Annotated in this window: 18 protein-coding genes; 5 read left to right on the plus strand and 13 right to left on the minus strand. The window is 62.4% G+C overall.

The window, feature by feature from the left end:
* Window positions 1-15: 15 nt before the first annotated feature.
* On the minus strand, window positions 16-864 hold the full coding sequence (gene tatC, locus H7687_RS11490) for a twin-arginine translocase subunit TatC (RefSeq protein ID WP_183347403.1): 849 nt from the start codon (window positions 862-864) through the stop codon (window positions 16-18).
* 81 nt (window positions 865-945) lie between these two features.
* Window positions 946-3,159, minus strand: coding sequence for a ribonuclease R (gene rnr, locus H7687_RS11495; protein WP_183347405.1), 2,214 nt, complete (start codon window positions 3,157-3,159; stop codon window positions 946-948).
* A gap of 475 nt (window positions 3,160-3,634) precedes the next feature.
* Between rnr and H7687_RS11500 the strand changes: the two genes are divergently transcribed.
* Window positions 3,635-5,764, plus strand: coding sequence for a transglycosylase SLT domain-containing protein (locus H7687_RS11500; protein ID WP_183347407.1), 2,130 nt, complete (start codon window positions 3,635-3,637; stop codon window positions 5,762-5,764).
* Between the two features lie 93 nt (window positions 5,765-5,857).
* On the opposite strand, the gene H7687_RS11505 is transcribed toward H7687_RS11500, so the two are convergent.
* The 5 genes from H7687_RS11505 to H7687_RS11525 all read right to left on the minus strand — a co-directional run bounded on the left by H7687_RS11505 (window position 5,858) and on the right by H7687_RS11525 (window position 11,701).
* Window positions 5,858-7,483 carry a sensor histidine kinase gene (locus H7687_RS11505; protein ID WP_183347409.1) on the minus strand — a complete coding sequence of 542 codons (1,626 nt, stop codon included), beginning with the start codon at window positions 7,481-7,483 and terminating at the stop codon, window positions 5,858-5,860.
* 199 nt (window positions 7,484-7,682) lie between these two features.
* Window positions 7,683-8,048 carry a response regulator gene (locus tag H7687_RS11510; RefSeq protein WP_183347411.1) on the minus strand — a complete coding sequence of 122 codons (366 nt, stop codon included), beginning with the start codon at window positions 8,046-8,048 and terminating at the stop codon, window positions 7,683-7,685.
* A gap of 158 nt (window positions 8,049-8,206) precedes the next feature.
* Complete coding sequence (locus tag H7687_RS11515) at window positions 8,207-9,040, minus strand: class I SAM-dependent methyltransferase (protein WP_183347413.1); 834 nt, start codon at window positions 9,038-9,040, stop codon at window positions 8,207-8,209.
* Window positions 9,030-10,010 carry a glycosyltransferase family 2 protein gene (locus H7687_RS11520; RefSeq protein ID WP_183347414.1) on the minus strand — a complete coding sequence of 327 codons (981 nt, stop codon included), beginning with the start codon at window positions 10,008-10,010 and terminating at the stop codon, window positions 9,030-9,032. The genes H7687_RS11515 and H7687_RS11520 overlap by 11 nt, the downstream gene beginning before the upstream one ends.
* Entirely contained in the window at window positions 10,007-11,701 is a 1,695-nt protein-coding gene (locus tag H7687_RS11525; RefSeq protein ID WP_183347416.1) for a glycosyltransferase family protein, read from the minus strand. The genes H7687_RS11520 and H7687_RS11525 overlap by 4 nt, the downstream gene beginning before the upstream one ends.
* Before the next feature lie 256 nt (window positions 11,702-11,957).
* Here H7687_RS11525 and H7687_RS11530 point away from each other — a divergent pair, with 256 nt between their 5' ends.
* The 4 genes from H7687_RS11530 (at window position 11,958) to H7687_RS11545 (ending at window position 16,632) form a co-directional block, all read left to right on the plus strand.
* Window positions 11,958-12,389, plus strand: coding sequence for a MarR family winged helix-turn-helix transcriptional regulator (locus H7687_RS11530; RefSeq protein ID WP_183347418.1), 432 nt, complete (start codon window positions 11,958-11,960; stop codon window positions 12,387-12,389).
* A 13-nt stretch (window positions 12,390-12,402) separates the two neighbouring features.
* Window positions 12,403-13,668, plus strand: coding sequence for a TolC family protein (locus H7687_RS11535; RefSeq protein WP_183347420.1), 1,266 nt, complete (start codon window positions 12,403-12,405; stop codon window positions 13,666-13,668).
* A gap of 67 nt (window positions 13,669-13,735) precedes the next feature.
* Window positions 13,736-14,818: an HlyD family secretion protein gene (locus tag H7687_RS11540; protein WP_183347423.1), complete on the plus strand. Its 1,083-nt coding sequence runs from the start codon at window positions 13,736-13,738 to the stop codon at window positions 14,816-14,818.
* A 254-nt stretch (window positions 14,819-15,072) separates the two neighbouring features.
* The gene (locus H7687_RS11545) at window positions 15,073-16,632 is read left to right on the plus strand and encodes a DHA2 family efflux MFS transporter permease subunit (protein ID WP_183347424.1); all 1,560 of its coding nucleotides are present in this window, start codon (window positions 15,073-15,075) and stop codon (window positions 16,630-16,632) included.
* A 474-nt stretch (window positions 16,633-17,106) separates the two neighbouring features.
* Here the strand turns inward: H7687_RS11545 and H7687_RS11550 are convergent, their stop codons facing one another.
* The 6 genes from H7687_RS11550 to cdaA form a co-directional block, all read right to left on the minus strand.
* Window positions 17,107-17,376, minus strand: a complete 270-nt coding sequence (locus H7687_RS11550; protein WP_183347426.1) for a hypothetical protein — start codon at window positions 17,374-17,376, stop codon at window positions 17,107-17,109.
* Between the two features lie 217 nt (window positions 17,377-17,593).
* Complete coding sequence (locus tag H7687_RS11555) at window positions 17,594-17,875, minus strand: peptidylprolyl isomerase (protein ID WP_183347428.1); 282 nt, start codon at window positions 17,873-17,875, stop codon at window positions 17,594-17,596.
* A gap of 140 nt (window positions 17,876-18,015) precedes the next feature.
* Window positions 18,016-18,735 (minus strand): pyridoxine 5'-phosphate synthase, encoded by a 720-nt coding sequence (locus H7687_RS11560; protein ID WP_183347430.1) that lies wholly within the window; start codon window positions 18,733-18,735, stop codon window positions 18,016-18,018.
* The gene (gene glmM, locus H7687_RS11565; RefSeq protein WP_183347432.1) at window positions 18,728-20,092 is read right to left on the minus strand and encodes a phosphoglucosamine mutase; all 1,365 of its coding nucleotides are present in this window, start codon (window positions 20,090-20,092) and stop codon (window positions 18,728-18,730) included. The genes H7687_RS11560 and glmM overlap by 8 nt, the downstream gene beginning before the upstream one ends.
* Window positions 20,093-20,262: 170 nt before the next feature.
* The gene (locus H7687_RS11570) at window positions 20,263-20,652 is read right to left on the minus strand and encodes a YbbR-like domain-containing protein (protein ID WP_183347434.1); all 390 of its coding nucleotides are present in this window, start codon (window positions 20,650-20,652) and stop codon (window positions 20,263-20,265) included.
* On the minus strand, window positions 20,649-21,407 hold the full coding sequence (cdaA, locus tag H7687_RS11575; protein WP_183347435.1) for a diadenylate cyclase CdaA: 759 nt from the start codon (window positions 21,405-21,407) through the stop codon (window positions 20,649-20,651). Before cdaA ends, H7687_RS11570 begins: the two co-directional genes overlap by 4 nt.
* Between the last annotated feature and the right edge of the window lie 15 nt (window positions 21,408-21,422).

The following is a 21,422-nucleotide window of genomic DNA, read 5'->3' on the forward strand; positions in this document are numbered from 1 at the left end:
GGATGGAGGGGATCCTTACGCCTCGACCGGCTCGACGTCCGTCTTGGGCACCTTCTTCTTCCCGAAGAGGAGCGCGACCCAGATGCTGATCTCGTACATGAGATAGAGCGGGATCATGATGACGAACATGGTCACCAGGTCCGCGTGGAAGGCGGCGACGATGGAGCTGACCAGGAGCGCGTATTTCCTGCGGGTGGCCAGCATGCGGTAGTTGACGATGCCGAAACGGGCCAGAAGCAGCGCCAGGATCGGGAGCTCGAAAATGAGTCCGAACATGAGGATCAGGCGCAGGCAGAAGTTGATGTAGGCCGAGATGTTGTACCAGCTTTGCAGCCCGCTCGCCTCGTAGGAGAGCGAGAAGTTGATGATCACCGGCCAGATGATGATCAAGAAGAACATGGCCCCGGCGCAAAAGGCGAGGGTTGCCGTGGTGACGAACGGGACCACCAGGCGCCGCTCCTTGCGCGTCAGCCCCGGCGCCACGAAGAGCCAGAACTGGTGGAACAGGACCGGGAGCACGATGACCAGGCCGGCCAGCATGGAGATCTTGCACTGCACGAAGAACGGCTCCAGCGGCGCGCTGTAGTTGAGCATGCGCGGCTTTTCCGCGACCTGGTGCTCCTCGCCCAGCTTCATGCGCTGGTACGCCTCCGGGTAGCTCTGCTTCACCTTTTCGTAGAGGGATTTCTTTATGTCCGACAGGTAGGTCTTGCCGGTCAGCGGCTGCTCGACGAACTTCAAGAGGTCGGTGGAAAAGTTCCAGGCGACCCCCATGCCGACGACGATGGCGAAAACGCAGACGATCAGCCGTTTCCGGAGTTCCACCAGGTGCTCCATGAACGGCAGTACCTTTTCTTCAACCATAAAACGTGTATCTCCTAATTAATGCCGCGCAGAGCTCAAACTAACTCTATACCACAGCGCGGAAAGCCAGCGCAACAGCTTTCAACGGCGCCTGGGCTTGGGGCGTTTCCCCTTGATGGGGATGCGCTGGTAGGCGTTGCGCACGTCGGCGATGGGCTCGATGGGGCGCTTCTCCAGGGTCCCCACCAGGGCGAACTCCACCTGCTTGCGCGGCTCGTTGACCGCCGCCACCTTGACCCTGATCTTGTCGGCGATGCGGTACATGGCGCGGCTGCGCTCCCCGACCAGGGCGTGGCTCTTCTCCAGGTGCACGTAGTAGTCCTGGGGGAGGGTCGCGACCGGCACCATCCCCTCCACGAAGAGGTCGACCAGTTCCACGAACAGGCCGAAGGGGGCGACGCCGGTAATGAAGCCGTCGTACTCCTCGCCGATCTTGTCGCGCATGAACTGCATCTTCTTCAGATCGACCATCTCGCGTTCCGCCTCCATGGCGATGCGCTCGCGCTTGCTGGTGTGCAGGGCCGTTTCCGGCAGCCGCGCCTCCAGCCGGTCCTTGTCGACCCCCTTCATCTTCCCGGCCAAGACCCTCTTAAGGATGCGGTGCACCACGAGGTCCGGATAGCGCCGGATGGGCGAGGTGAAGTGGGTATAGGACGAGGCGGCCAGGCCGAAGTGCCCCATGTTTTCGGCGCTGTAGCGCGCCTGCTTCATGCAGCGCAGGAGCACCTCGTTGATGAGCCGCTCCTCGGGCTTGCCCGCCACCTCGGCCAGAAGCTTCTGCAGGGCGACCGGGCTCACCTTCTCTTCCACCACCTTGAGGATGTAGCCGAAGCCGAAGACGAACTCCGAGAGGTCCTGCAGCTTGACCGGGTCGGGGTTCTCGTGGATGCGATACAGCGACGGGACGGGAGTCGACTCCAGGAAGTGCGCCACCGCCTCGTTGGCGGCCAGCATGAATTCCTCGATGATGCGGTGGGCCAGGTTACGCTCGGCGCGCACGATGGCCGTGGTCTCCCCCTGCAGGTCCAGGATGATCTGCGGCTCGGGGAGGTCGAAGTCGATGCTCCCCCTCCCCTTGCGCACCGCGTTCAGCCGGAGGGACAGCTCCTCCATCACCTTCAGGTCCGCGACCAGGTGCCGGTTCGCCTCGATGGCCCCGGCGTCAATATCCACCAGGATCTTTTTCACCGTGGTGTAGGTGAGCCGCGCCGCGCTTTTGATCACGCTGGTATAGAACTTCTGCTCCACCCGGGCGCCGGCCGCGTCGAAGAGCATCTCGGCGGTCATGGTCAGGCGGTCCACCTGCGGGTTCAACGAGCAGATGCCGTTGGAGAGCTGCTCGGGGAGCATGGGGATGCAGCGGTCCGGGAAATAGACCGAGGTGCCGCGCAGGTAGGCTTCCGTGTCCAGGCGCGAGCCCTCGGCGACGTAGTGCGAGACGTCGGCGATGGAGACCCAGAGGCGGATCTTGTCCCCCTCGCGGACGACCGAGACCGCGTCGTCGAAGTCGCGGGCGGTCTCGCCGTCGATGGTGACGGTGAGCCGTTCGCGCAGGTCCACCCGCCCCTGGATGGCCTCCTCGGTCACCTGCTGGGGCTGCTGTTCCGCCTCGGCCATGACCTTCTCGTCGAAGACGTGCGGCAGCTCGTACTTCTTGATGACGGTAAGCGCCTCGACTTCCGGGTCGTTCGCCTCGCCCAGCACCTCGACGATGCGCCCCTCCAGCGGGCGCGCGCCTGCGGGGTAGGAGGTGATCTGCGCCAGCACGATCTGGCCGTTCTTCGCCTTGGAGGCGCCGCCTGCGAGGCCAGGCGTCACAAAGAGGTCGCGCCCGAGCTTGGGGTCGTCCGGGATCACCCGTCCCGCCTTGCCGACCGCCTCGAAGCGGCCGACGATCTCGGTGACGCCGCGCTGCACCAGCGCCGTGATGCGCCCTTCCCGCTTGCCGTCGCGCCGGGTCGAGACCACCTGCGCCTCGACGGTGTCGCCGTTCATGTATTCCGAGAGGTAGCGCGCCGGCACGAAGAGGTCCTCGCCGCCGTCCTCGGGCATGACGAAGCCGTAGCCGTCCCGGTGCGTGGAGAGCTTGCCGCGCACGGTGTCGCCCGCCCCGGCCACCGTGTAGATCCGTCCCGGCAGCTTGGCGATCTCCCCGGTCTCCACCAGGTAGTCGAGCATGTCGTCGAGTCGGCCCCGCTCGTGCCGGGATACGTTGAGAGCCTTCAGCATCTGCCGGTACGGTACCGGCTCCCCCTTGCCGAGCAGCCTCAGGATGGCGTCTTTACCTTTACGCATGTAATAGCCCCTTCGGGAAATTGTTGAAATCAGTACCGTTGGATAATGCAGAAGGGGCAGGAGAAAGTCAAGGAGAGCAGGCGGCATTGTCCCCCTCTCCCCCTGGGAGAGGGTGCCCGAAGGGCGGGTGAGGGCTTTGCCCACTACGGTCATTTTGCCCTTGGCAACGCCCTCACCCCTGCCCCTCTCCCGGAGGGCGAGGGGGTGGACGGGCACGCTGAAACTGCTGCGCGTTGGTGGTCTGTGAGTACCCTCTCCCTCCGGGAGAGGGTGCCCGAAGGGCGGGTGAGGGCGCTGCCGGCTGCGATCTTTTTGCCCCTGGCAACACCCTCACCCCTGCCCCTCTCCCGGAGGGCGAGGGGGTGTGGACGGATGCGGGGTAAGAACACACAGAATGACGGCAGCTTTTGCATTGCCTTTTCCGCTCCGCTTCGGTACAAATACGGGTTAGCTTTTGAAACGACAGGGAGTAGCCATGTTTTGCCGTACCATTGCAGCAGCCGCGATCGTGTTGTACGCCACCCTTCCCGCCTCAGCCGTCAACCTCAACAAAGCCGACACATCGCTCAGCGCAGCAGCCCAACGCATGCAGGTCAAGGATTTTCGTGGCGCCCGCGAGGCGGCCGCGACCATCAACGACCCGGCCCTGCGCTCCTTCATGGCGGGCATGGCCGCCGCCAAGATGGAACAGTGGGAAGAGGCCGCCGCGCAGCTTCCCACCGCCGCAGACGGCTATCCGCTCCTGGCCGACTACGCCCTCTACTACCAGGGGCTCGCCCTGTCCAAACTGCAGCGCCACGACCAGGCCCTGGCTCCCCTGTACAAACTGCTCAAGGACCACGCCGACAGCCGCCTGGCGCGCCAGGCCCTGATCCTCTACGCCGACACCCTCGCCGCAGCCGGCCACCCCAAGGAAGCGCAGCAAAGCTACGCCACCTTCGTGGAACGCTACCCGTCCGGCAACGACTCCATATCCGCCATCTTCGGTTCCGCCCTGTGCAAGATCAAGCTGGGCGATGCTGCCGCCGCCGCGGCGGTCCTGCGCAACATCTACCTGGTCTACCCGGCCTCCCCCTACGGGGACAAGGCGGCGCAGGAACTGCAGGGCCTTGCCGCCCAAGGGATCAAGGTCGATCCCTACAGCAGCGCCGAACTGTACAAGCGCGCCGGCACCCTGTCCGACCTCGGTCGGCACCTCAAGGCGGCAGAGGCGTACGCGGAGATCCCGCTCGCCGGTGAAAGCGACGACTTCGTACGCAAGGTGAAGTTCAAAAAGGGACAGGCCCTGTACAAGTCCAAGCGCTACCAGCAGGCGCAAAGCACCTTCAGCTCGCTTGCCGGGAATACCGAGGCGGAACTCTGGCTCGCGCGCACGCTCGACAAGGCGGGCAAGGGGGACGAAGCCTTCCAGCTCTTCCAGAAACTCGGCCAGGACCCCAAAGGTGGCACAGTGGCCCAGGAGGCGATGCTGGAGGCGGCCTACCTGAAACGGTTCCAAAGACAGTGGAGCCAGGCGGTACCGCTGTTCAAGAAGTACCTCGCCATGGCGCCCAGCCAGAAAAACGGCAACGTGCTGTGGGAAGCCGCGTGGTGCAGCTACCAGGCGCATGACTACCAGGAGGCGGCCGCGCAGTTCAGGAAACTGGCCGAGCGCGAGGATCTGCGCGACAAGGCGCTCTACTGGCTGGCCAGGACCCTCACCCTCACCGGTGACGACAAGGGCGCGCAGTCGGTGCTGGCCACCCTGGCCGCCGAGTTCCCGCTCGGATACTACGCGCTGATCAGCAATCAGTTCCAAGGTTCAGAGGCGCTGCCGCAGCCCCCGAAAAACATGGCCGAGGTGCTCCCCATGCCCTCCGGTTTCGAGCGGGAGAAGGCGCTGATCACGCTCGGACTTTTCGAGGAGGCCGCACGGGAACTCTCTCTTTCCAAAAAGGGGAAGAACCCGGCGGGGATCGCCAGGCTGTACCTGGAAATGGGCAACTACAACGGGGCCTACCACACCATGGCCAACGACAAGCCCAGGCGCGGCGACAAGGACAACGCCACCGTGCTCGGCGTGACCTTCCCGCTCGCCTTCCGCGACGATGTCGCCAAAAACGCCGCGGCCCACGCCGTCCCCGAAAGCCTGGTGTACGCGGTGATGCGCACCGAGAGCAACTATTTCCCGGCGGCCCTCTCGCCGGTGGGCGCGGTAGGCCTGATGCAGATCATGCCCGCCACCGCCGAGGCCATGTCCAAGGGCGACTCCAAAAGGCTCACCAGTCCGGACCTGAACATCAAGCTGGGGACCCGGCACCTGAAGGACCTCTTGGAGCTGTACGACCGCAACCTCACCCTGACCGTCGCCGCCTACAACGCCGGTTCCGGCAACGTCAAACGGTGGCAGAAAGCCTACGGCGACCTGCCCCAGGACGAGTTCGTGGAAAGCATCCCGTTCAGGGAGACACGCGAGTACGTGAAGAAAGTGGTGAGCAGCATGCAGATGTACCAGAGACTGTACCGGCTCCCCCCTTTCAAGCAGCCGGAGCAGCAGAAAGGGGCGCCCAAGGAAAACAAGGGGGGCGGCCAGCAGAAGGTCGCCATGCGGGCGGGGTGGGAATAACCAGGACACGGACACGGTGAAATGATGTGGTGTCGGATGGCCCGCTGAATCGCCGGCTGCCAACCTGGGATGGTAACGTGAGATGGACCGGTATCACCGGGAAGGTTCATCCTCGGCTGCCCGTGTCAAAGGAACGGTGAAATAGAAGGTGCTTCCTGCGCCTTCGCAACTTTCCGCCCAGATCCTCCCTCCCAGCTTCTCGACGATCTGACGGGTCAGCGCAAGCCCCAGCCCGGTCCCACCGTGTTGCCGGGTCAGGGAGGAGTCGACCTGGGTGAACCTGCCGAAAATCCTCTCCAACTGGTCCTCGGGAATGCCGATACCGGTATCCCGCACCGCGAACAGAATCATCCCCTCCTCGCCGAGTCGGTCCCCCGGCATCACCTTCAGCTCGACCTCGCCCTGCTCCGTGAATTTCAGGGCATTGCCCAGCAGATTCACCAGTACCTGCCGCAAACGCCCCTCGTCCCCGACCATGGCTTCAGGGACGCTCCCGTCGATCCGGGAGGTAAGCTGCAGCTTCTTTTCCCTGGCCACCACACAGACGACTTCCAATGCCGATTTCACCACCCCCGCCACGGCAAATGGCTTGTGCTCGAACGTCATCATCCCTGCTTCCAGGCGGGAGAAGTCCAATACGTCCGAGATGATCCGCACCAGCGAGTCGGTCGAACGTTTCGCCATTTCCAGCAGGGCCCGCTCCTCCGGGCCTATGTCCATGTCCAGCACCAGCTTCATCATCCCCAGCGCCCCCGCCAGCGGCGTGCGCATTTCGTGGCTCATGTTGGCCAGGAACTCGGTCTTGGCCCTGTTGGCGGCCTCGGCCTTGCCCTGGGCGATGACGAGGTGCTTGCCGGTCTCCAGCAGGGCCTTTTCATACTGCTTCCTCTCCTCAATCTCTTTCAGCAACAGCTGGTTGCTCTCGCGCAGTGCCGCGGTCCGGTCCTCCACCTCTTGTTCCAGTTGCTCCTGCTGGGCTCTGAGTTGCTCTTCTGCGACCGCCCTGGCCGTGATCTCGGCCATCAGCTGCGCGTTCAGGTGCTCCACCCGCTCCTTGGACCGCTCCAAGGTGTCTATCACCTCCCGGTTCTCGTACTTCAAAAGCAATGACGAGGTATTGAGGTTGTAGTTGTGCAGGGAAATGCGCCACAGCAGGAGGTAGAACACCAGGACCATGGTTGCCATGACCAGGTGAAAGGTGTCGCCGATCAGGATGAAGTGTACGGCGAGCGGCACCAGTATTGGTGCTGCGAAAGCGGAATAAGCGTGCTTCACCGTGGCAAAGGTGGTGGAGGCCCCGGCAGCCATGCCTCCCAGTACGAATGCGATGAAAACCTGGTACGCCAGTGCGCTGTCGCTGTACGGAAGCACCCCGATGCCTCCCCAGCACACACCGACCACTACCAGTCCGGTCAGGAACCGGGTGGCCCAGCGCGGAGCCAGCGCCGGATCACGGCTGCTTTTCAGGTAGCACAGGACAAGCAACATCCGCACCCCCGTTACCACGACCACAAGCGCCAGCCACCCGGCAACATAGCTCAGCCGCATGACGTTCTTCAGCACAAAAAACACCAGCACCGCGTTCACGACCGCGGCCAGCATACCGTATGGTGCAAGCCGGTACAGTTGATCCACCTGTTCGGCAAAGATCTGTTCCCGGAAACGCTCGTAGGTCGGCGAGCCGCTGCCAGGTTCGTCGTTCCAGCCATCCTTACTCATGTGCACCTCCGCCGCGCAGGTTAATCAAACCGCCGGACAACATTAAGATACCATAATGCGGTTTTACATGAAAGGACCGGCGAACGAGGAGACGCCGCGGTCTGCACTGAAGACGCCGAGCCGGATATGGCGGGCAGGTATGGTGCGGCGGTGATGGAAGGATGCAGGTGGTCGAGTCGGGGAGAGGTGCCGGTGAATGTTACGGGTAGCTCCGCTGCAGCAGGGAAAGGAGTAAATCGAGGTCGATCGGCTTGGAGAGATAGTCATCCATGCCGGCGACGAGGCATTGCTGCTTGTCTTCGTCCATGGCATGTGCGGTAAGGGCAATGATCGGCACGTGCCCTCCCCTTGCCGCCTCCTGCTCCCTGATCGCCCTGGTGGCGCTCAGGCCGTCCATGATCGGCATCTGGACATCCATGAAGATGAAATCGAAGTCCCCCTGCTCCCACATTTCCACGGCCTTTCGCCCGTTGTCGACGCCGTGGCAGTCGTGGTCCAAACGCCTCAAGAGGGTCACCATCATCTGGCGTATGGTGGGGTCATCTTCGGCTATCAGTATCCGCATCGCGCCTCCCGAGCAGGGAGAACACTCCCCCCTCAGCCCGTTACAAGATAGCATCGGGGGCAAGAAAGTAAAGATCGCCGATGTTGTGACAATGACAAGGAAGTACTGCTGCAGACAGGATCGGTGACGACTTCAGCCGTTTCCTGTGCCTGGGTCGGCTAATCCTGATGCGGGGCGACCGGGCCCGTAGCTGTGATCACCACGTTCCAGCAGAGCAACCCGAGGAAAGGGAATATCCCGAGCAGGAATCGATCAAGCTTCTCGAGAGGACGATACAGAGGCGCCCAGCGATCGGCTTCCTCAACGACCTTCTTCCAGTACCTTTCCTTGTTGGGATTGCGCAACTGGACCAGCGCCATGATGATGAAGATGATGAGCGTGCTGAACCAGAAGTACCTGGTCTCGACATGGCGGAAGTGTTCTCTGAAGGTGTCCAGGTCGGCGACGGTGATGGGATGCTCGTCCGCGGTACGGACATCGGTTGCGATGCGACGGTAAACGTTGATCAAGGGGTTGTAGGCAACCGGGTCCCAACTCACGAGGACGCCTTCGGGCTTGAGCAGGGCGCACAACCTCTCCAGGGTCGACGCGATGTCCACGTGGTGGAACAGGTTGCCGACATAAATCACGTCGAACTGTTGGTCGTCCGGCAGAGACAGTGACTCAGCCGCGGCCTTGTGAGTCGTAACGGCAACGCCGTGCAACCTTGCCAGCCTTTGTGCAACGGCCAGCATCGTTTCGGACAGATCGGTGACGGTAACGTCGGCGCCTTTGAGCGCGAAATAGACGCCGGCTTCGCCCAGCCCGCACCCCACGTCGAGCACCCTCTTTCCCTTGAGGTCACCCAGCGAGCTGACGATATAGCGCATTTCCGGCGCCGTCAGCGCCTCGTTCATGCCGATGACGTCGATGGCAGCGACGTCGATACCGGAGGCCCAGTCGTCATGGAACCGCTCCTCGGCGGCAAGCCTCTTCTCCTCCTCAGTCAACACGCTCGCCCCCGACGACTTCCTCGACGATGAAACGCGGCCGCTGTTTCACTTCCGAATAGATCTTGCCGATGTACTCGCCGATGATGCCGATGCCGAGCAACTGGATCCCGCCCAGGAAGTACATGGGGAGTACGATCGATGACCAACCAGGAACCGCTCCCAGTGCCAGGTACGAATAAAGAGCATAGCCGCAGAGCAGAAGGCATATCAGGAACAGGGAGAACCCCATGGCGCTGATCAGGCGAAGCGGCTTGATACTGAACGATGTCACACCATCCCAAGCCAGAGAGAGCATTTTGGACAATGGATACTTCGACTCCCCCTCGGTGCGCTTCTGCCGGTCATAAACCACGCAGGTGGTCCGGAAACCAAGCAGCGGGAACATCCCTCTCAGGAAAAGGTTCACCTCCCGGAACCGGACCAGTTCTTTCAGGGTCCGGCGGCTCGCCAGGCGAAAGTCGGCGTGGTTATAAACCAGGTGAACGCCGAGCAACTCCATGAAGCGATAGAAGCCGAGGGCGGTGAAGCGCTTGAAGAAGGAATCGGAGCTCCTTTCTTTGCGAACGCCATACACTATCTGGAACCCTTCCCGAAAACGCGCCAACATCTCCTCGATGACAGAGAGATCGTCCTGCAGGTCGGCATCGATGGAAACGAGACAGTCCGCTTGCGTATAAAAGGTCTCGATACCGGCCAGGACAGCTTTCTGGTGGCCGTAATTGCGTGACAGTTTCACCCCTTTCACCTTTGCCGACGCCGCGCCCTCGATCAGGCCCCAGGTGCGGTCGGTACTGCCGTCATCGACAAAGGCGATGAAGCTCCCCTCACCGATGTCTCCCTGCTGCTCCAGCCTCTGGAGCAGGGAAAGAAGCGAGGGAACCGTTTTCACCAGAACGGCCTCTTCGTTGTAGCAGGGCACGATGATGCCGACGACGGTAGACGTAGTGCTGCGAGAGGCGTCGTGATTCATTGCTTGGGCTCCCATATGTCGATCTGCCAGTGATATCCCATGTGCGGCATGTAGAGAGTGACGACATCACGGTGGGTATAGTATTGGGGAAACAGTTCCTCAGGGGCGATCCACTTGCTGAAGGAGCGGTCCAGCATGAGAAGGTCGAACTTCTTTGCCTTGATCGCCGCGACGATGTCCTCCCGGTACCTGGCACTCTGCCCCCTGACCTCCTCCACGCGCGGGAAAAGAAAACCAAACGGCGGCGGTTGTTCCAGTCCGCAGCTGAAATACTGGGATTGGCCCGAGTCGTAGAGGGGCTTGCCCTGGGCAAACAGCAGTGGCGCTACGGCTGCGGAATTGAGGACGTTGCGATGAGATGAGACGTAAGTCGCGGCCTTTTCCCAGTTGGCCCTGTCTTTGGGGCCGAAGGCGTTGTCCAGGTCACTGTACGCTGCCGAGGTACGCAGAAGGTTCAACGCAAGCAGCGGCAGGATCAGGTAGCTCCACGCTCCCGCCCGGTCCAGTAGCGGGAATACCGACAGCACGAACAGCGGTGCCACCAACTGGTACAGGTAGGTCATGTAAGCACCGTCGTGAAGTCCCAGTTTGAATGTGAACACGCAGGCAACCAGTACCAGTGCGAAGAGCGGCAGGGAGACGATGACCGGGGACTGGCCCGTGCCGGGGACGTCCCCCCCATGGCCAAGGTTCATCAGAGAATTACGGGGAGTCAGCGTCTCCTCCATCCAGTGAGGAGACAAGGGCCTTACGTCCCCCCCTTTGCGAAGGGGGGACAGGGGGGATTTGCCCTGCCCATCGGCCGCGGGGGCACCAACTCTCCCCCTTCTGGCAGCCAAGACCGAGAGGGCCATGGCACAAACTGCTATCGACAAAGCGGCCAACACCTCAGTCAACTGCCTGCCGAAGGTCGCCCACTGCATCAGCATGAGGTTCACATCCTTGCCCGCTACGTTGCGGTGGATCAGGAATGTGTTGTAGAAGTAGGTCTCGCAAAGGGCGCTCACTGCCACTGCGCTCAGGATAAAGGCCGAGGCGGTACCTATGGTGTACAGGATCCCCTTCTTCCTGTTCACGAAGAGCACCAGATAGAACGCGACAAGAGGGATGCCCAAGATGAAGTACGGCTTGGTGTAGAAGCCGGCTATGCCGGCCAGGCCACTGGCTGCCAGGCCCCACCTGGAAAAGTTGCAACGAACCGCAATGGCAATGGTCAGCAGATAGAAGAAAAGCCCGAGACTGTCAGGCTCGGCAAGCGAGGTCTTTCCCACCAGCAGCGCGATGTAGACCACCAGGGATCCACTCCAGCTAAGAGTGCGGGTAACTCCCCCGCCTCTCAACATCCAGTAGGTCACCAGGCAACAACCAAGGGTAAAGACGCCGGCGACTGATTTGTGCACGGCGAGAGTAGGTCCGAACAGGGCCGCCACAGGATAGGTGACCAGGTTGTACAAGAGCCCGTAAACGTTGGTGTAGAGGGGCTGATTGACCAGGGCGTACGGGTTGCCGCCCTTCAACAGCAGAGACGTTGAAAGCAGGTTTGCCGTCTCTCTCAGTTGTATCGGCCAAGGGAAAAGAACGAGGTTGAGGTGGTAGGCAAGCAGTTTGAAAGTGACGAAGCCGCAGACGGCCGCAAAAGCTGCCGTGAGGATCTGTGGTGGAAACGTTGACACAACCTTCTTTAAATCCAAGCCTTTGCCTCGCTCAGGGAATCGCCGGAATTATACACCGTGGCGCTGTCGCAGTACAAATAGAACCTGCATCGACTCTTGTTATCTCAATATCCTTCCTTTGTAAATTAAAATAGCCACAAGGGACAACTTGATCCCTCGTCGTAAAAGATGGGGCACCCTTTTTGGGGGCAATTGACAGCATACTGATTATATGCATAATGACTGGTTCACCACGAAAGCATGTGGACGGTTGCACGGGACACAGGAACGGGACATGGCAAAAGAAAATCTACCGATGGACATCGAAAAGACGGTGGGGTTCCTGCTGGCCAAGGCCTACCAGCGCGCCTGCCTCATCTTCAAGGAACAGTTCGAAGAGCACGACCTAACTCCGCAGCAGTTCGGCCTGCTCGGGTTTCTCTGGCGCGAGGACGGTCTCAGCCAGGCGCTGCTTTCAGCCAAGAGCCAGATAGACCGCACCACCATGGGCGGGCTTATCGACCGCCTGCAGAAAGAAGGTCTCGTGGTGCGCAAGACCGACCCCGACGATCGCCGCGCCTACCGCATCTGCCTCACCGAGAAGGGCAAGGCGCTGCAGCCGGTCCTGACTCCCATTGCGCAGCGAGCCCAGGAGATGTTCATCGCCAAGCTCGAGCCGCAGGAAGTGGAAACGTTGAAATCCCTGCTGGAGAAGATCCGCACCTGATTCAGGAGCTTTCATGCACTTAGTTATAGTTTTGCTCGCACTGCTCTTGGGTGCGCTCACCGGCACGGCTTGCGCCGAGCCCCTTACCCTGAGGGAGGCCCTGGAGCGCGCCGCCGCCACCAGCCAAGGCCTCAGATCGGCCTTGCGCGAGGTGGAGATCGCCCGCGAGCAGGTGAACGTGGCCCGCTCCACCAGGCTCCCCCGCATCGACCTGCAAGGGGGCTACGTCGCCCAGGCCAAGGCCCAGGCCTTCAAGTTCGGCAACCAGTCGCAGGAGACCCAGGACCCGCGCTATCCCTTCTTCAACTTCAGCGTCTACCAGACCCTGTACGACTTCGGCCGCACCCGGGACCAGGAGGGGATGGCGAGGCTGCGCGGCGAGGCCGCCCAGTACTCCTACTCCGGCAATCAGCAGGACCTCTTTCTGCAGGTCGTGCAGGCGTACTACGGCATCCTGACCGCCCAGAAACTGGTGCAGGCCGCAGCGGACGAGGTGGTGCAGATGGAATCGCACCGCAAGACGGCCCAGGCCATGTTCGACGAGGGGGTGGTCACCCGGAACGATCTGCTGCAGGCGGAGGTGCGGGTCGCCTCCAGCCGGCAGAACGTCCTGAGTGCCGAGAACGAGGTGGCCAACGGTTGGCTGCTCCTGAATTACCTCACCGGCGCGGCCCCGGACTTCCGCGCCGAGTTGAAGGACGAGTCGCAACGCCCGCAGCTATCGGCGGACAACGGCGCTCCCGACCTCTCCCGGCGCGGGGAACTCTCCGCGCTCAAGGCACTGGTCGGCGCCGACGAATACGCAGTCAAAGAGGCCAAGACCAGCCACTACCCCGAGTTCTTCGCCAAGTTCGGCGTGGATTACCTCTCCAACAGCAAGGTGCGTGAACAGGCCATCACCGCGCTGACGGTCGGCTTCAAGGTGAACCTTTTCGACGGCCCCGCTTCCGCCGCCCGGGTGAGGCAGGCGGTCCAGGCCCGTTCCCGGGACGAGGAGAGGCTGAGGGATCTCGAGGAGCGGACCCGGCTGGAATACAGCATGGCCGTGAACGACCTGAAGGTCGCCGACGCCCGCATCCGCGTGGCAGAAAAGGCCATCACCCAGGGGGTTGAGAACCTCCGCATCACCAAGGACCGCTACCAGGAGCACGTCGGCACCGCGACCGAGGTCGTGGATGCCCAGACACTGTTGACCAAGACCAGGACCGACTACTATCGCAGCATGTTCGACCTGCAGGTCGCCGCGGCGAGGGTCAAGAGGGCAACGGGCGAACTGTAAGCGACTCACACCACCAACCACGGGACAGCGCCCGGTCACCCGGCCGCACCCGATACCGGAGCTACACATGGCAGACGAAACCACAACCACTGAACCGACCACGCCCCCCGCAAAAGGCGGACTCACCAAGAAACAGCGCGGCGCCATCATCCTCATAATCCTCATCCTGGTTGGCTCACTGTTCGGCCTGCGCCAGTGGGTGCGCAGCAAGACCCACATCGAGACCGACAATGCCTTCGTCGAGGCCCATGTCCATTCGGTCGCGAGCCGGATACCGGCGCTGGTGCAGCGGGTCGCCGTGGCGGACAACCAGTTCGTGCACAAGGGCGACCTGCTGGTCGAGCTGGACCCGGCCGATTACCAGGCGCGGCTGAAGAGCGCCGCCGCCTCCCTGGAAATGGCCAAGAACGAAACCTCCGGCGACTACGCCGAGGTCGAGAGCGCCCGCGCCAACGTCGGCCTTGCCTTAGCCCGGCTGGAACAGGCCAGCCTCGACCTGAAACGCGCCGAGGCGCTCTACGCCAAGGAAGTGATCCCGAGGGAGCAGTTGGACCGCGCCCGGACGGCGCACAAGGTGGCCCAGGCCCAGGTGAGAGAGGCGCAGGAAGCGGAAAACCGCGCCAAGGCCATGATCGGCATGTCCGGCAGCGGCTCCAAGGATGCCAGGGTCGCCCAGAAGCAAGGTGACCTGGAGGCGGCCAAGCTGAACCTCTCCTATACCCGCATCGTCGCCCCCAGTGACGGTTTCGTCACCAGGAAAGGGGTCGAGGTCGGCAACTACGTGCAGCCCGGACAGGCGCTCATGGCCATCGTCCCGCTCGAGGACGCCTGGATCACCGCCAACTACAAGGAAAGCCAGCTGACCAACGTGCGCCCGGGGCAGGAGGTTGATTTCACCGTGGACGGCTATCCCGGCCGGCATTTCACCGGCAAGGTCGAGAGCATCATGGCCGGCACGGGCGCCGCCTTCTCGCTGCTCCCCCCTGAGAACGCCACCGGCAACTACGTCAAGGTGACCCAGAGGATCCCGGTGCGCATCGCCATCGACAAGAGGAGCGATCCCGAGCATCTGCTGCGCGTCGGCATGAGCGTGGTTCCCACCATCCTCACCGGGCAGACCTTCGGGCAGGTTTTAGGGTTCGGGCATTAACGCTAGCCGTACCCTTTTCCGCCATGCACACGCGGCTGGGCGAATGATTATTCGCCCCTACAGCCCCCCTCTCCCTCTGGGAGAGGGTTGGGGTGAGGGCGCCCCTCCCCTCTGAAGATGTTGCTGCCCCGGCGACAGCACCCCCCCACCCGGCCTGCGGCCACCCTCTCCCACCTGCGGGCCGAAGCCCTACGGTGGGCGAATGCCCGCAGGGAGAGGGTATGGATGGCGAACGTAACTCAACTGGCGGTTCGATGAAAAAGAGCGCTGAAGAAAAAAACGTCAACAAGTGGCTGATCACCATCACGGTGATGCTGCCCGCTATCATGGAGATCGTCGACACCTCCGTCGCGAACGTGGCGCTCCCGCACATGCAGGGGAGCCTCAACGCCGGCACCGACGAGATCACCTGGGTGCTCACCTCCTACCTGGTGAGTAACGCCGTGGTGCTCCCCATGACCGGGTGGCTGGCGCGCATGTTCGGCCGCAAGCGCTTCCTCATCACCTGCATCACCCTCTTCACCCTCGCCTCCCTCATGTGCGGCGCCGCGCCCTCGCTGGGGCTGCTCATCTTCTTCCGGGTGCTGCAGGGAGCAGCCGGCGGCGCACTCATCCCGATGAGCCAGGCCATCATGATGGAGACCTTCCCTCCCTATCAGCAGGGGATGGCGATGGCGATCTTCGGCGTCGGCGCCATGTTCGGCCCCATCATCGGCCCGGCGCTCGGCGGATGGATCACCGACAACATGAGCTGGCGCTGGATCTTCTACATCAACATCCCCATCGGCATCATCGCCGTGGTCATGGCCACCTTCTTCATCTACGACCCGAGTTACCTGAAACGGGCCAAGGCGAGCATCGACTACTGGGGCCTGGCCCTTCTGACCGTGGGACTCGGCGCGCTGCAGATCGTGCTCGACAAGGGGCAGCAGGATGACTGGTTCAACTCCGGCTTCATCGTCGCATGTTCCATTCTCACTGCCGTTTCGCTGGCGGCGCTGGTCTACGTCGAGCTCACCCATCCGCACCCGATCGTGAACCTGCGCCTGTTCAAGAACGTCTCCTTCTCCGCGGGCAACCTGGTCATGTTCGCCGTCGGCTTCTGCCTGTACAGCTCCATCATGCTGATCCCCCTCTTCCTGCAGACGCTCATGGGGTACAACGCCACCATGGCCGGCATGGTGCTCGCCCCCGGCGGGGTCGCCACGCTGGTATGCATGCCCTTCGTCGGGGCCATCATCCAGCGCTACGACGGCAGGAAAGTGGTGTTCGTCGGCCTGCTCATCGCCGCCTGGTCGATGCACATCATGCAGGGCTTCACCCTGGAGGCCGCCTACCGCGATTTCGTCTGGCCCCGAGTAGTTCTCGGCATCGGCCTCGCCATGATCTTCGTGCCGCTCACCACGGTCACCCTGGCCACCATCTCCAAGGAAGAGATGGGCAACGCCACCGGGATTTTCAGCCTGTTGCGAAACATCGGCGGCAGCGTCGGCATCGCCATTTCCGCCACCCTTCTGGCGCGCTACTCCCAGTTCTACCAGACCACCCTGGTCGCCCACGTGAACCCGTACAACCCGATGGCGCAGTCCCAGGTCGCCGTGCTCAAGGGGGCCATGCTGAACCGGGGATTGGGTCCCGCCGCTGCCGAGCAGGGCGCCTTCGCCATCATCTACGGCAAGGTCGTCAGGCAGGCCTACATGCTCTCCTACAACCGGATCTTCTTCATTGTCGGCATCGCCTTCCTGATCATCATCCCGCTCCTTTTGTTGCTGAAAAAGCCGCAGAAACACTTGCCGCCCGGCGCGGTGCACTAGCGGCTGAAAACCCACCCAATCCAGCAAACTCTCAAGATCAATGGCCGCCTTTGCCCCCTACGCTCCCCCCTTTGGCTTACTTCGATTAGCATGATCTTCCGCCGAATGCTTCTACATCCCCTCTCCCTCCGGGAGAGGGCTAGGGTGAGGGCGTTGCTCAAAGCAGATTATCCGAGCCGGCAGAGCCCTCACCCGCCCGTTGGGCACCCTCTCCCACAGGGAGAGGGACTATTTCCTGGTTCCCAAGCTCCAGCTTGGGAACCCCATATGGCGCAAAGCTCCAGCTTTGCATCCGAGGGAAGTTGAAACTTCGGCGAGGCTTTGCGTTCCCAAGGAGGACCTTGGGAACGAGATCAACCAGGTATTCCCTTTGCGTCTTAGCGTCTTGGCGCCTTTGCGTCAGGTCTTTGAGCCATAAAAAAAGGCGGGGGATCACTCCCCCGCCTTTACTATTTCCATTCAGCCATCCGGCCGCTATTTCTTCTTTTCCGCCTCATCCGCCATCCGCTTCTCGTGGGCCTGCCGGGCCTGATCCATCTCGGCCCAGTGCGCGTCCCAGTCCTTCTTCCTGATGAAGTGCAGACCGACGCTGCCCAGCACGATGCAGACTCCGAAGAAGAACTGCATGACCTTGAAGCCCTCGGCCACGCCGTAGATCATGCACCCCACGCCGACCAGCCCGAGCAGAACCGGTGCGCTGAAGATAAGGCTGACCAGGGATTGCTTCTCGTTGTTATCTGCCATCAAGTTCCTCCGTGTTAACAACCGGTGTCCACCTGTAGGGGCGAATAATTATTCGTCCCCCTGTTCCGCGTCTCCGCCTGACTTGCCATGGGCACAGGTGAGGCACCTGTGGCTGGGTGAATGATCATTCGCCCCTACAAACCCTGAAAAATGCGCCGCTGACGCGGTGCGCGTCCCCTCCCCCGGAGGGGGAGGGTCAGGGAGGGGGAAAACAACACTACGCCGTGCGGCTGGTGATCAGGATCAGGTGGTAGCCGAACTGGGTCTTGACGGGGCCGAGCACCTTGCCCACTTCGCCGCTGAAGACGACCTCGTCGAACTCCCTGACCATCTGCCCCGGGCCGAACTCGCCCAGGCGCCCCCCCTGGTTGCCGGACGGGCACTGGGAATGGGCGCGCGCCACCTCGCTGAAGTCGGCGCCTGCCTCGATCTGGTTCTTGAGTGCCACGCATTCCGCCTCGGTTGCCACCAATATATGACTTGCTGTTGCTCTTGCCATTACTATCTCCTTTGTCTGGGGGGGACTGGCTCCGCAGGTGCCTGTCCCCCTTGCTTTTCGTCTGCCTAGGGACTGGCTCCGCAGGTGCCTGTCCCCCTTACTCTCAGGTTACTTACAAAAGTAGCCTGTCCCCTTTTTCTTTAGGCGTAGCGCACCAGCTCGGACATATCGCGCACGGCGCGGTCCAGGCCGACCAGGATGGCGCGGGACATGATGGAGTGGCCGATGTTGAACTCCTCGATGCCGCCGATGGCCGCCACCTTCTTCACGTTGGTGTAGTTGAGGCCGTGCCCGGCGTTGACGCCAAGCTCGAGCTTCCTCGCCAGTTTCACCGCGTTCTCGATCTTGATCAGCTCCAGGTTCTCTTCCTTCCAGGTGGGGGCGTCGGCAAAGGAACCGGTGTGGATCTCGATGTAATCGGTGCCGATCTTGTTGGCTACCTTGATCTGGTCCGGGTCCGGATCGATGAAAAGGCTCACGATGATGCCGCCCGCCTGCAGCTTCTCGATGGCGACCTTCAGCGCTTCCTGGTGGATCCTGACGTCGAGCCCACCCTCGGTGGTAAGCTCCGCACGCTTCTCGGGGACCAGGGTGCAGCATTCCGGCTTGACCTTCAGCGCGATGGCCACCATCTCGTCGGTGGCGGCCATTTCCAGGTTGAGCCGGGTCTTCACGGTCTCACGCAGGATCTTCAGGTCGCGGTCCTTGATATGCCTTCTGTCCTCCCGCAAGTGGATGGTGATCTGATCGGCTCCGGCCAGCTCGGCTATGGCGGCAGCGGCCACCGGATCGGGCTCGGCCCCGCCGCGCGCGTTGCGCAGGGTTGCTACGTGGTCGATGTTGACACCCAGTCTAGCCATGGTTCTCACCTCCCAGGGCGGCGGATGCGGTCTGAGCGATCTCATCGGCCCAGTTGCGGATGGTCGTTTCGTCGTTTCCTTCCAGCATGATGCGCAGCAGCGGCTCGGTGCCGGACCAGCGGATCAGCACCCTCCCCTCCCCTTTCAGCTTCTCCTCGACGTCGTTGATAACCTTGGCGATCTCGGGGACCTGCATCACGTCGGTCTTCTGCGGCAGGCGCACGTTGACCAGCACCTGGGGCAGGGAGTGCATGACCAGGGCAAGTTCGGAGAGGCGCTTCTGGCGCCGCTGCATGATGGCGAGCACCTGCAGCGCGGAGAGGATACCGTCGCCGGTGGTGTTGTGATCCAGGAAGATCATGTGACCGGACTGCTCGCCGCCCAGGTTGTAGCCTCCCTTCAGCATCTCCTCGACCACGTAGCGGTCGCCCACGGCGGTCTTGATCACCTCGCCGCCGGCGCGCTTCATGGCGATGTCCAGGCCCATGTTGCTCATCACCGTGGCGACCAGGGTGTTCTGCTTCAGCGTCCCCAGTTTCAGCATGTCGGTGGCGCAGATGGCCATGATCTTGTCGCCGTCCACCACGTTGCCGTACTCGTCCACGAAGATGACGCGGTCGGCATCACCGTCGAGGGCGATGCCCAGGTCGGCGCCGTGCTGCTTCACCGCCTCGCTCATCACCTCGGGATGCAGCGAGCCGCAATCCGCGTTGATGTTGGTGCCGTTAGGCTTCACGCCGATGGTGATCACCTCGGCCCCCAACTCTTCGAAGACGGCCGGGGCCACCTTGTAGGCGGCGCCGTTGGCGCAGTCGAGCACGATCTTCAACCCGGAGAGGTCGAGATCCTTGGGGAAGGTGCTCTTCAGAAAGACCACGAAACGCCCCTGGGCGTCATCGATGCGGTACGCCTTGCCCACTTCTTTCGCGGTCGGGCGCAGCGAGTCGATGCGTTTGGAGAAGATCAGCTCCTCGATCATCAGTTCGGTCTCGTCCGGCAGCTTGAAGCCATCGCGCGAGAAGAACTTGATGCCGTTGTCCTCGAAGGCGTTGTGGGAGGCGGAGATGACCACGCCTGCGTCGGCGCGCATCGAGGAGGTGATGTTGGCGATGCCCGGGGTCGGCAGCGGGCCGACCAGGAGCACGTCCACGCCCATGGAGCAGATGCCGGCCATGAGGGCGCTCTCCAGCATGTAGCCGGAAAGGCGGGTGTCCTTGCCGATCACGATGCGGTGCCGTTTCTTGCCGTTTTTGAATATGTAGGCGGCGGCGCGGCCGATCTGCATGGCCATCTCCGCCGTCATCGGGTAGACGTTGGCCACTCCGCGGACCCCGTCGGTACCGAACAGTTTCTTCATCACTTCACCTCTGATTGATTTATTTGCTGATTCACCACATACCCTCTCCCCCTGGGAGAGGGTGGCCGAAGGCCGGGTGAGGGGGTGTTATCCGCCACGTCATCCTGAACACAAGCCCTCACCCCGGCCCTCTCCCGAAGGGCGCGGGAGAGTGGGCAGGAAACTGGTAGTTATTTTCCCTTGGGCGCCAGCACGATGCTCGCCGTAGCCGGCGCCACGTGCATCACCTTGATCTCCGCATCAAGGTTGAATTCTGCCTCCTTCAGCGAGACCAACTGCTGCCCGGCCTGCGCGCCGGCCAGGTCGATGCCGCACCTGGTCTGGTGAAAGGGGAGCAGAAAGAGCAGGATGCGCGGTCCCGAGACGACCACCTCGGCCTCGGCAGGAGCCGTGCCGTCCAGTTGCAACCCCGGCGGCATCCGCTCCAGCTCCACCGGGACCGTGAGCAGCATCTCCCCGGGACGCTCCAGGATCACGCTGAGCCAGATCAGCACCGCCAGGAGCACCGAGAGGAGCTTCACCCCCTTCAGCCATTCGTGTCCCTTGACGTGCACGGTCATTTAAGCCACCTCGGCTCCACCAGCCTTCTCAGCGTCTTGCCCAGCGAGGGCATGTCGACCACGTCGGTCTTCTTGCCCCCCACGATGACCGAGGCGGTGCCGGTCTCCTCGGAAACGACCACGACCACGGCATCGACCAGTTCGGTGAGCCCGATCGCCGCGCGGTGCCGGGTCCCCAGGCTCTTGCTCACCTCCAGGTTCTGGGTGAGCGGGAGGAAGCAGCCCGCCTTGGTCAGCTTGCCGTGCTGGATGATCACGGCGCCGTCGTGGATGGGCGAGTACGGCAGGAAGATGGACGAGATCAGTTCGCTGGTCACCTTGGCATCGATGTCGGTCCCGACCGCGAGATAGCTGTCCACCGAAATGGCACGCTCGATGACGATCAGGGCGCCGATCTTCTTCTGTGCCAGCCCCGCCACCGCGAACACCAGTTCGTCGATCACGTCGGACATCTCGACGTCCTTCTCGGTGCGGCTTCTGGCCAGCGTCGCAAACGCCCTGCGGATGTCGGTCTGGAAGATGACCGCAAGTCCCACCACGGACGACCCAAGGATGAGGTCGACGATGATCCGGACGGTCTGCAGGGAGAAGAAGCGCGCCAGGAGGTGCAGGGCCACCAGGCCCGAGAGGATGGCGAGGATGCGTAGCGCGAGCACACCCTTCAACAGTCGCGCCAGCCTGGAGACGATCAGTATCGCGAGCGACAGGTCCAGGAGGTCCCGCAGTATGCCTATGTTTTGCAGGAAAGAGTTCATCCGCACCGGTCGGGA

Source organism: Geomonas paludis (genome assembly GCF_014193585.1).
GTDB lineage: Bacteria > Desulfobacterota > Desulfuromonadia > Geobacterales > Geobacteraceae > Geomonas > Geomonas paludis.

Excerpts from the sequence above, each read along its gene's own strand:
- H7687_RS11555 (WP_183347428.1), bottom strand. The coding sequence starts at position 17,875 with ATGGCAAGAGCAACAGCAAGTCATATATTGGTGGCAACCGAGGCGGAA.
- H7687_RS11530 (WP_183347418.1), top strand. The coding sequence starts at position 11,958 with ATGGCAAAAGAAAATCTACCGATGGACATCGAAAAGACGGTGGGGTTC.
- H7687_RS11545 (WP_183347424.1), top strand. The coding sequence starts at position 15,073 with ATGAAAAAGAGCGCTGAAGAAAAAAACGTCAACAAGTGGCTGATCACC.
- H7687_RS11500 (WP_183347407.1), top strand. The coding sequence starts at position 3,635 with ATGTTTTGCCGTACCATTGCAGCAGCCGCGATCGTGTTGTACGCCACC.
- H7687_RS11505 (WP_183347409.1), bottom strand. The coding sequence starts at position 7,483 with ATGAGTAAGGATGGCTGGAACGACGAACCTGGCAGCGGCTCGCCGACC.
- H7687_RS11540 (WP_183347423.1), top strand. The coding sequence starts at position 13,736 with ATGGCAGACGAAACCACAACCACTGAACCGACCACGCCCCCCGCAAAA.
- H7687_RS11560 (WP_183347430.1), bottom strand. The coding sequence starts at position 18,735 with ATGGCTAGACTGGGTGTCAACATCGACCACGTAGCAACCCTGCGCAAC.
- H7687_RS11510 (WP_183347411.1), bottom strand. The coding sequence starts at position 8,048 with ATGCGGATACTGATAGCCGAAGATGACCCCACCATACGCCAGATGATG.
- H7687_RS11570 (WP_183347434.1), bottom strand. The coding sequence starts at position 20,652 with ATGACCGTGCACGTCAAGGGACACGAATGGCTGAAGGGGGTGAAGCTC.
- glmM (WP_183347432.1), bottom strand. The coding sequence starts at position 20,092 with ATGAAGAAACTGTTCGGTACCGACGGGGTCCGCGGAGTGGCCAACGTC.
- tatC (WP_183347403.1), bottom strand. The coding sequence starts at position 864 with ATGGTTGAAGAAAAGGTACTGCCGTTCATGGAGCACCTGGTGGAACTC.
- rnr (WP_183347405.1), bottom strand. The coding sequence starts at position 3,159 with ATGCGTAAAGGTAAAGACGCCATCCTGAGGCTGCTCGGCAAGGGGGAG.
- cdaA (WP_183347435.1), bottom strand. The coding sequence starts at position 21,407 with ATGAACTCTTTCCTGCAAAACATAGGCATACTGCGGGACCTCCTGGAC.
- H7687_RS11550 (WP_183347426.1), bottom strand. The coding sequence starts at position 17,376 with ATGGCAGATAACAACGAGAAGCAATCCCTGGTCAGCCTTATCTTCAGC.
- H7687_RS11535 (WP_183347420.1), top strand. The coding sequence starts at position 12,403 with ATGCACTTAGTTATAGTTTTGCTCGCACTGCTCTTGGGTGCGCTCACC.
- H7687_RS11520 (WP_183347414.1), bottom strand. The coding sequence starts at position 10,010 with ATGAATCACGACGCCTCTCGCAGCACTACGTCTACCGTCGTCGGCATC.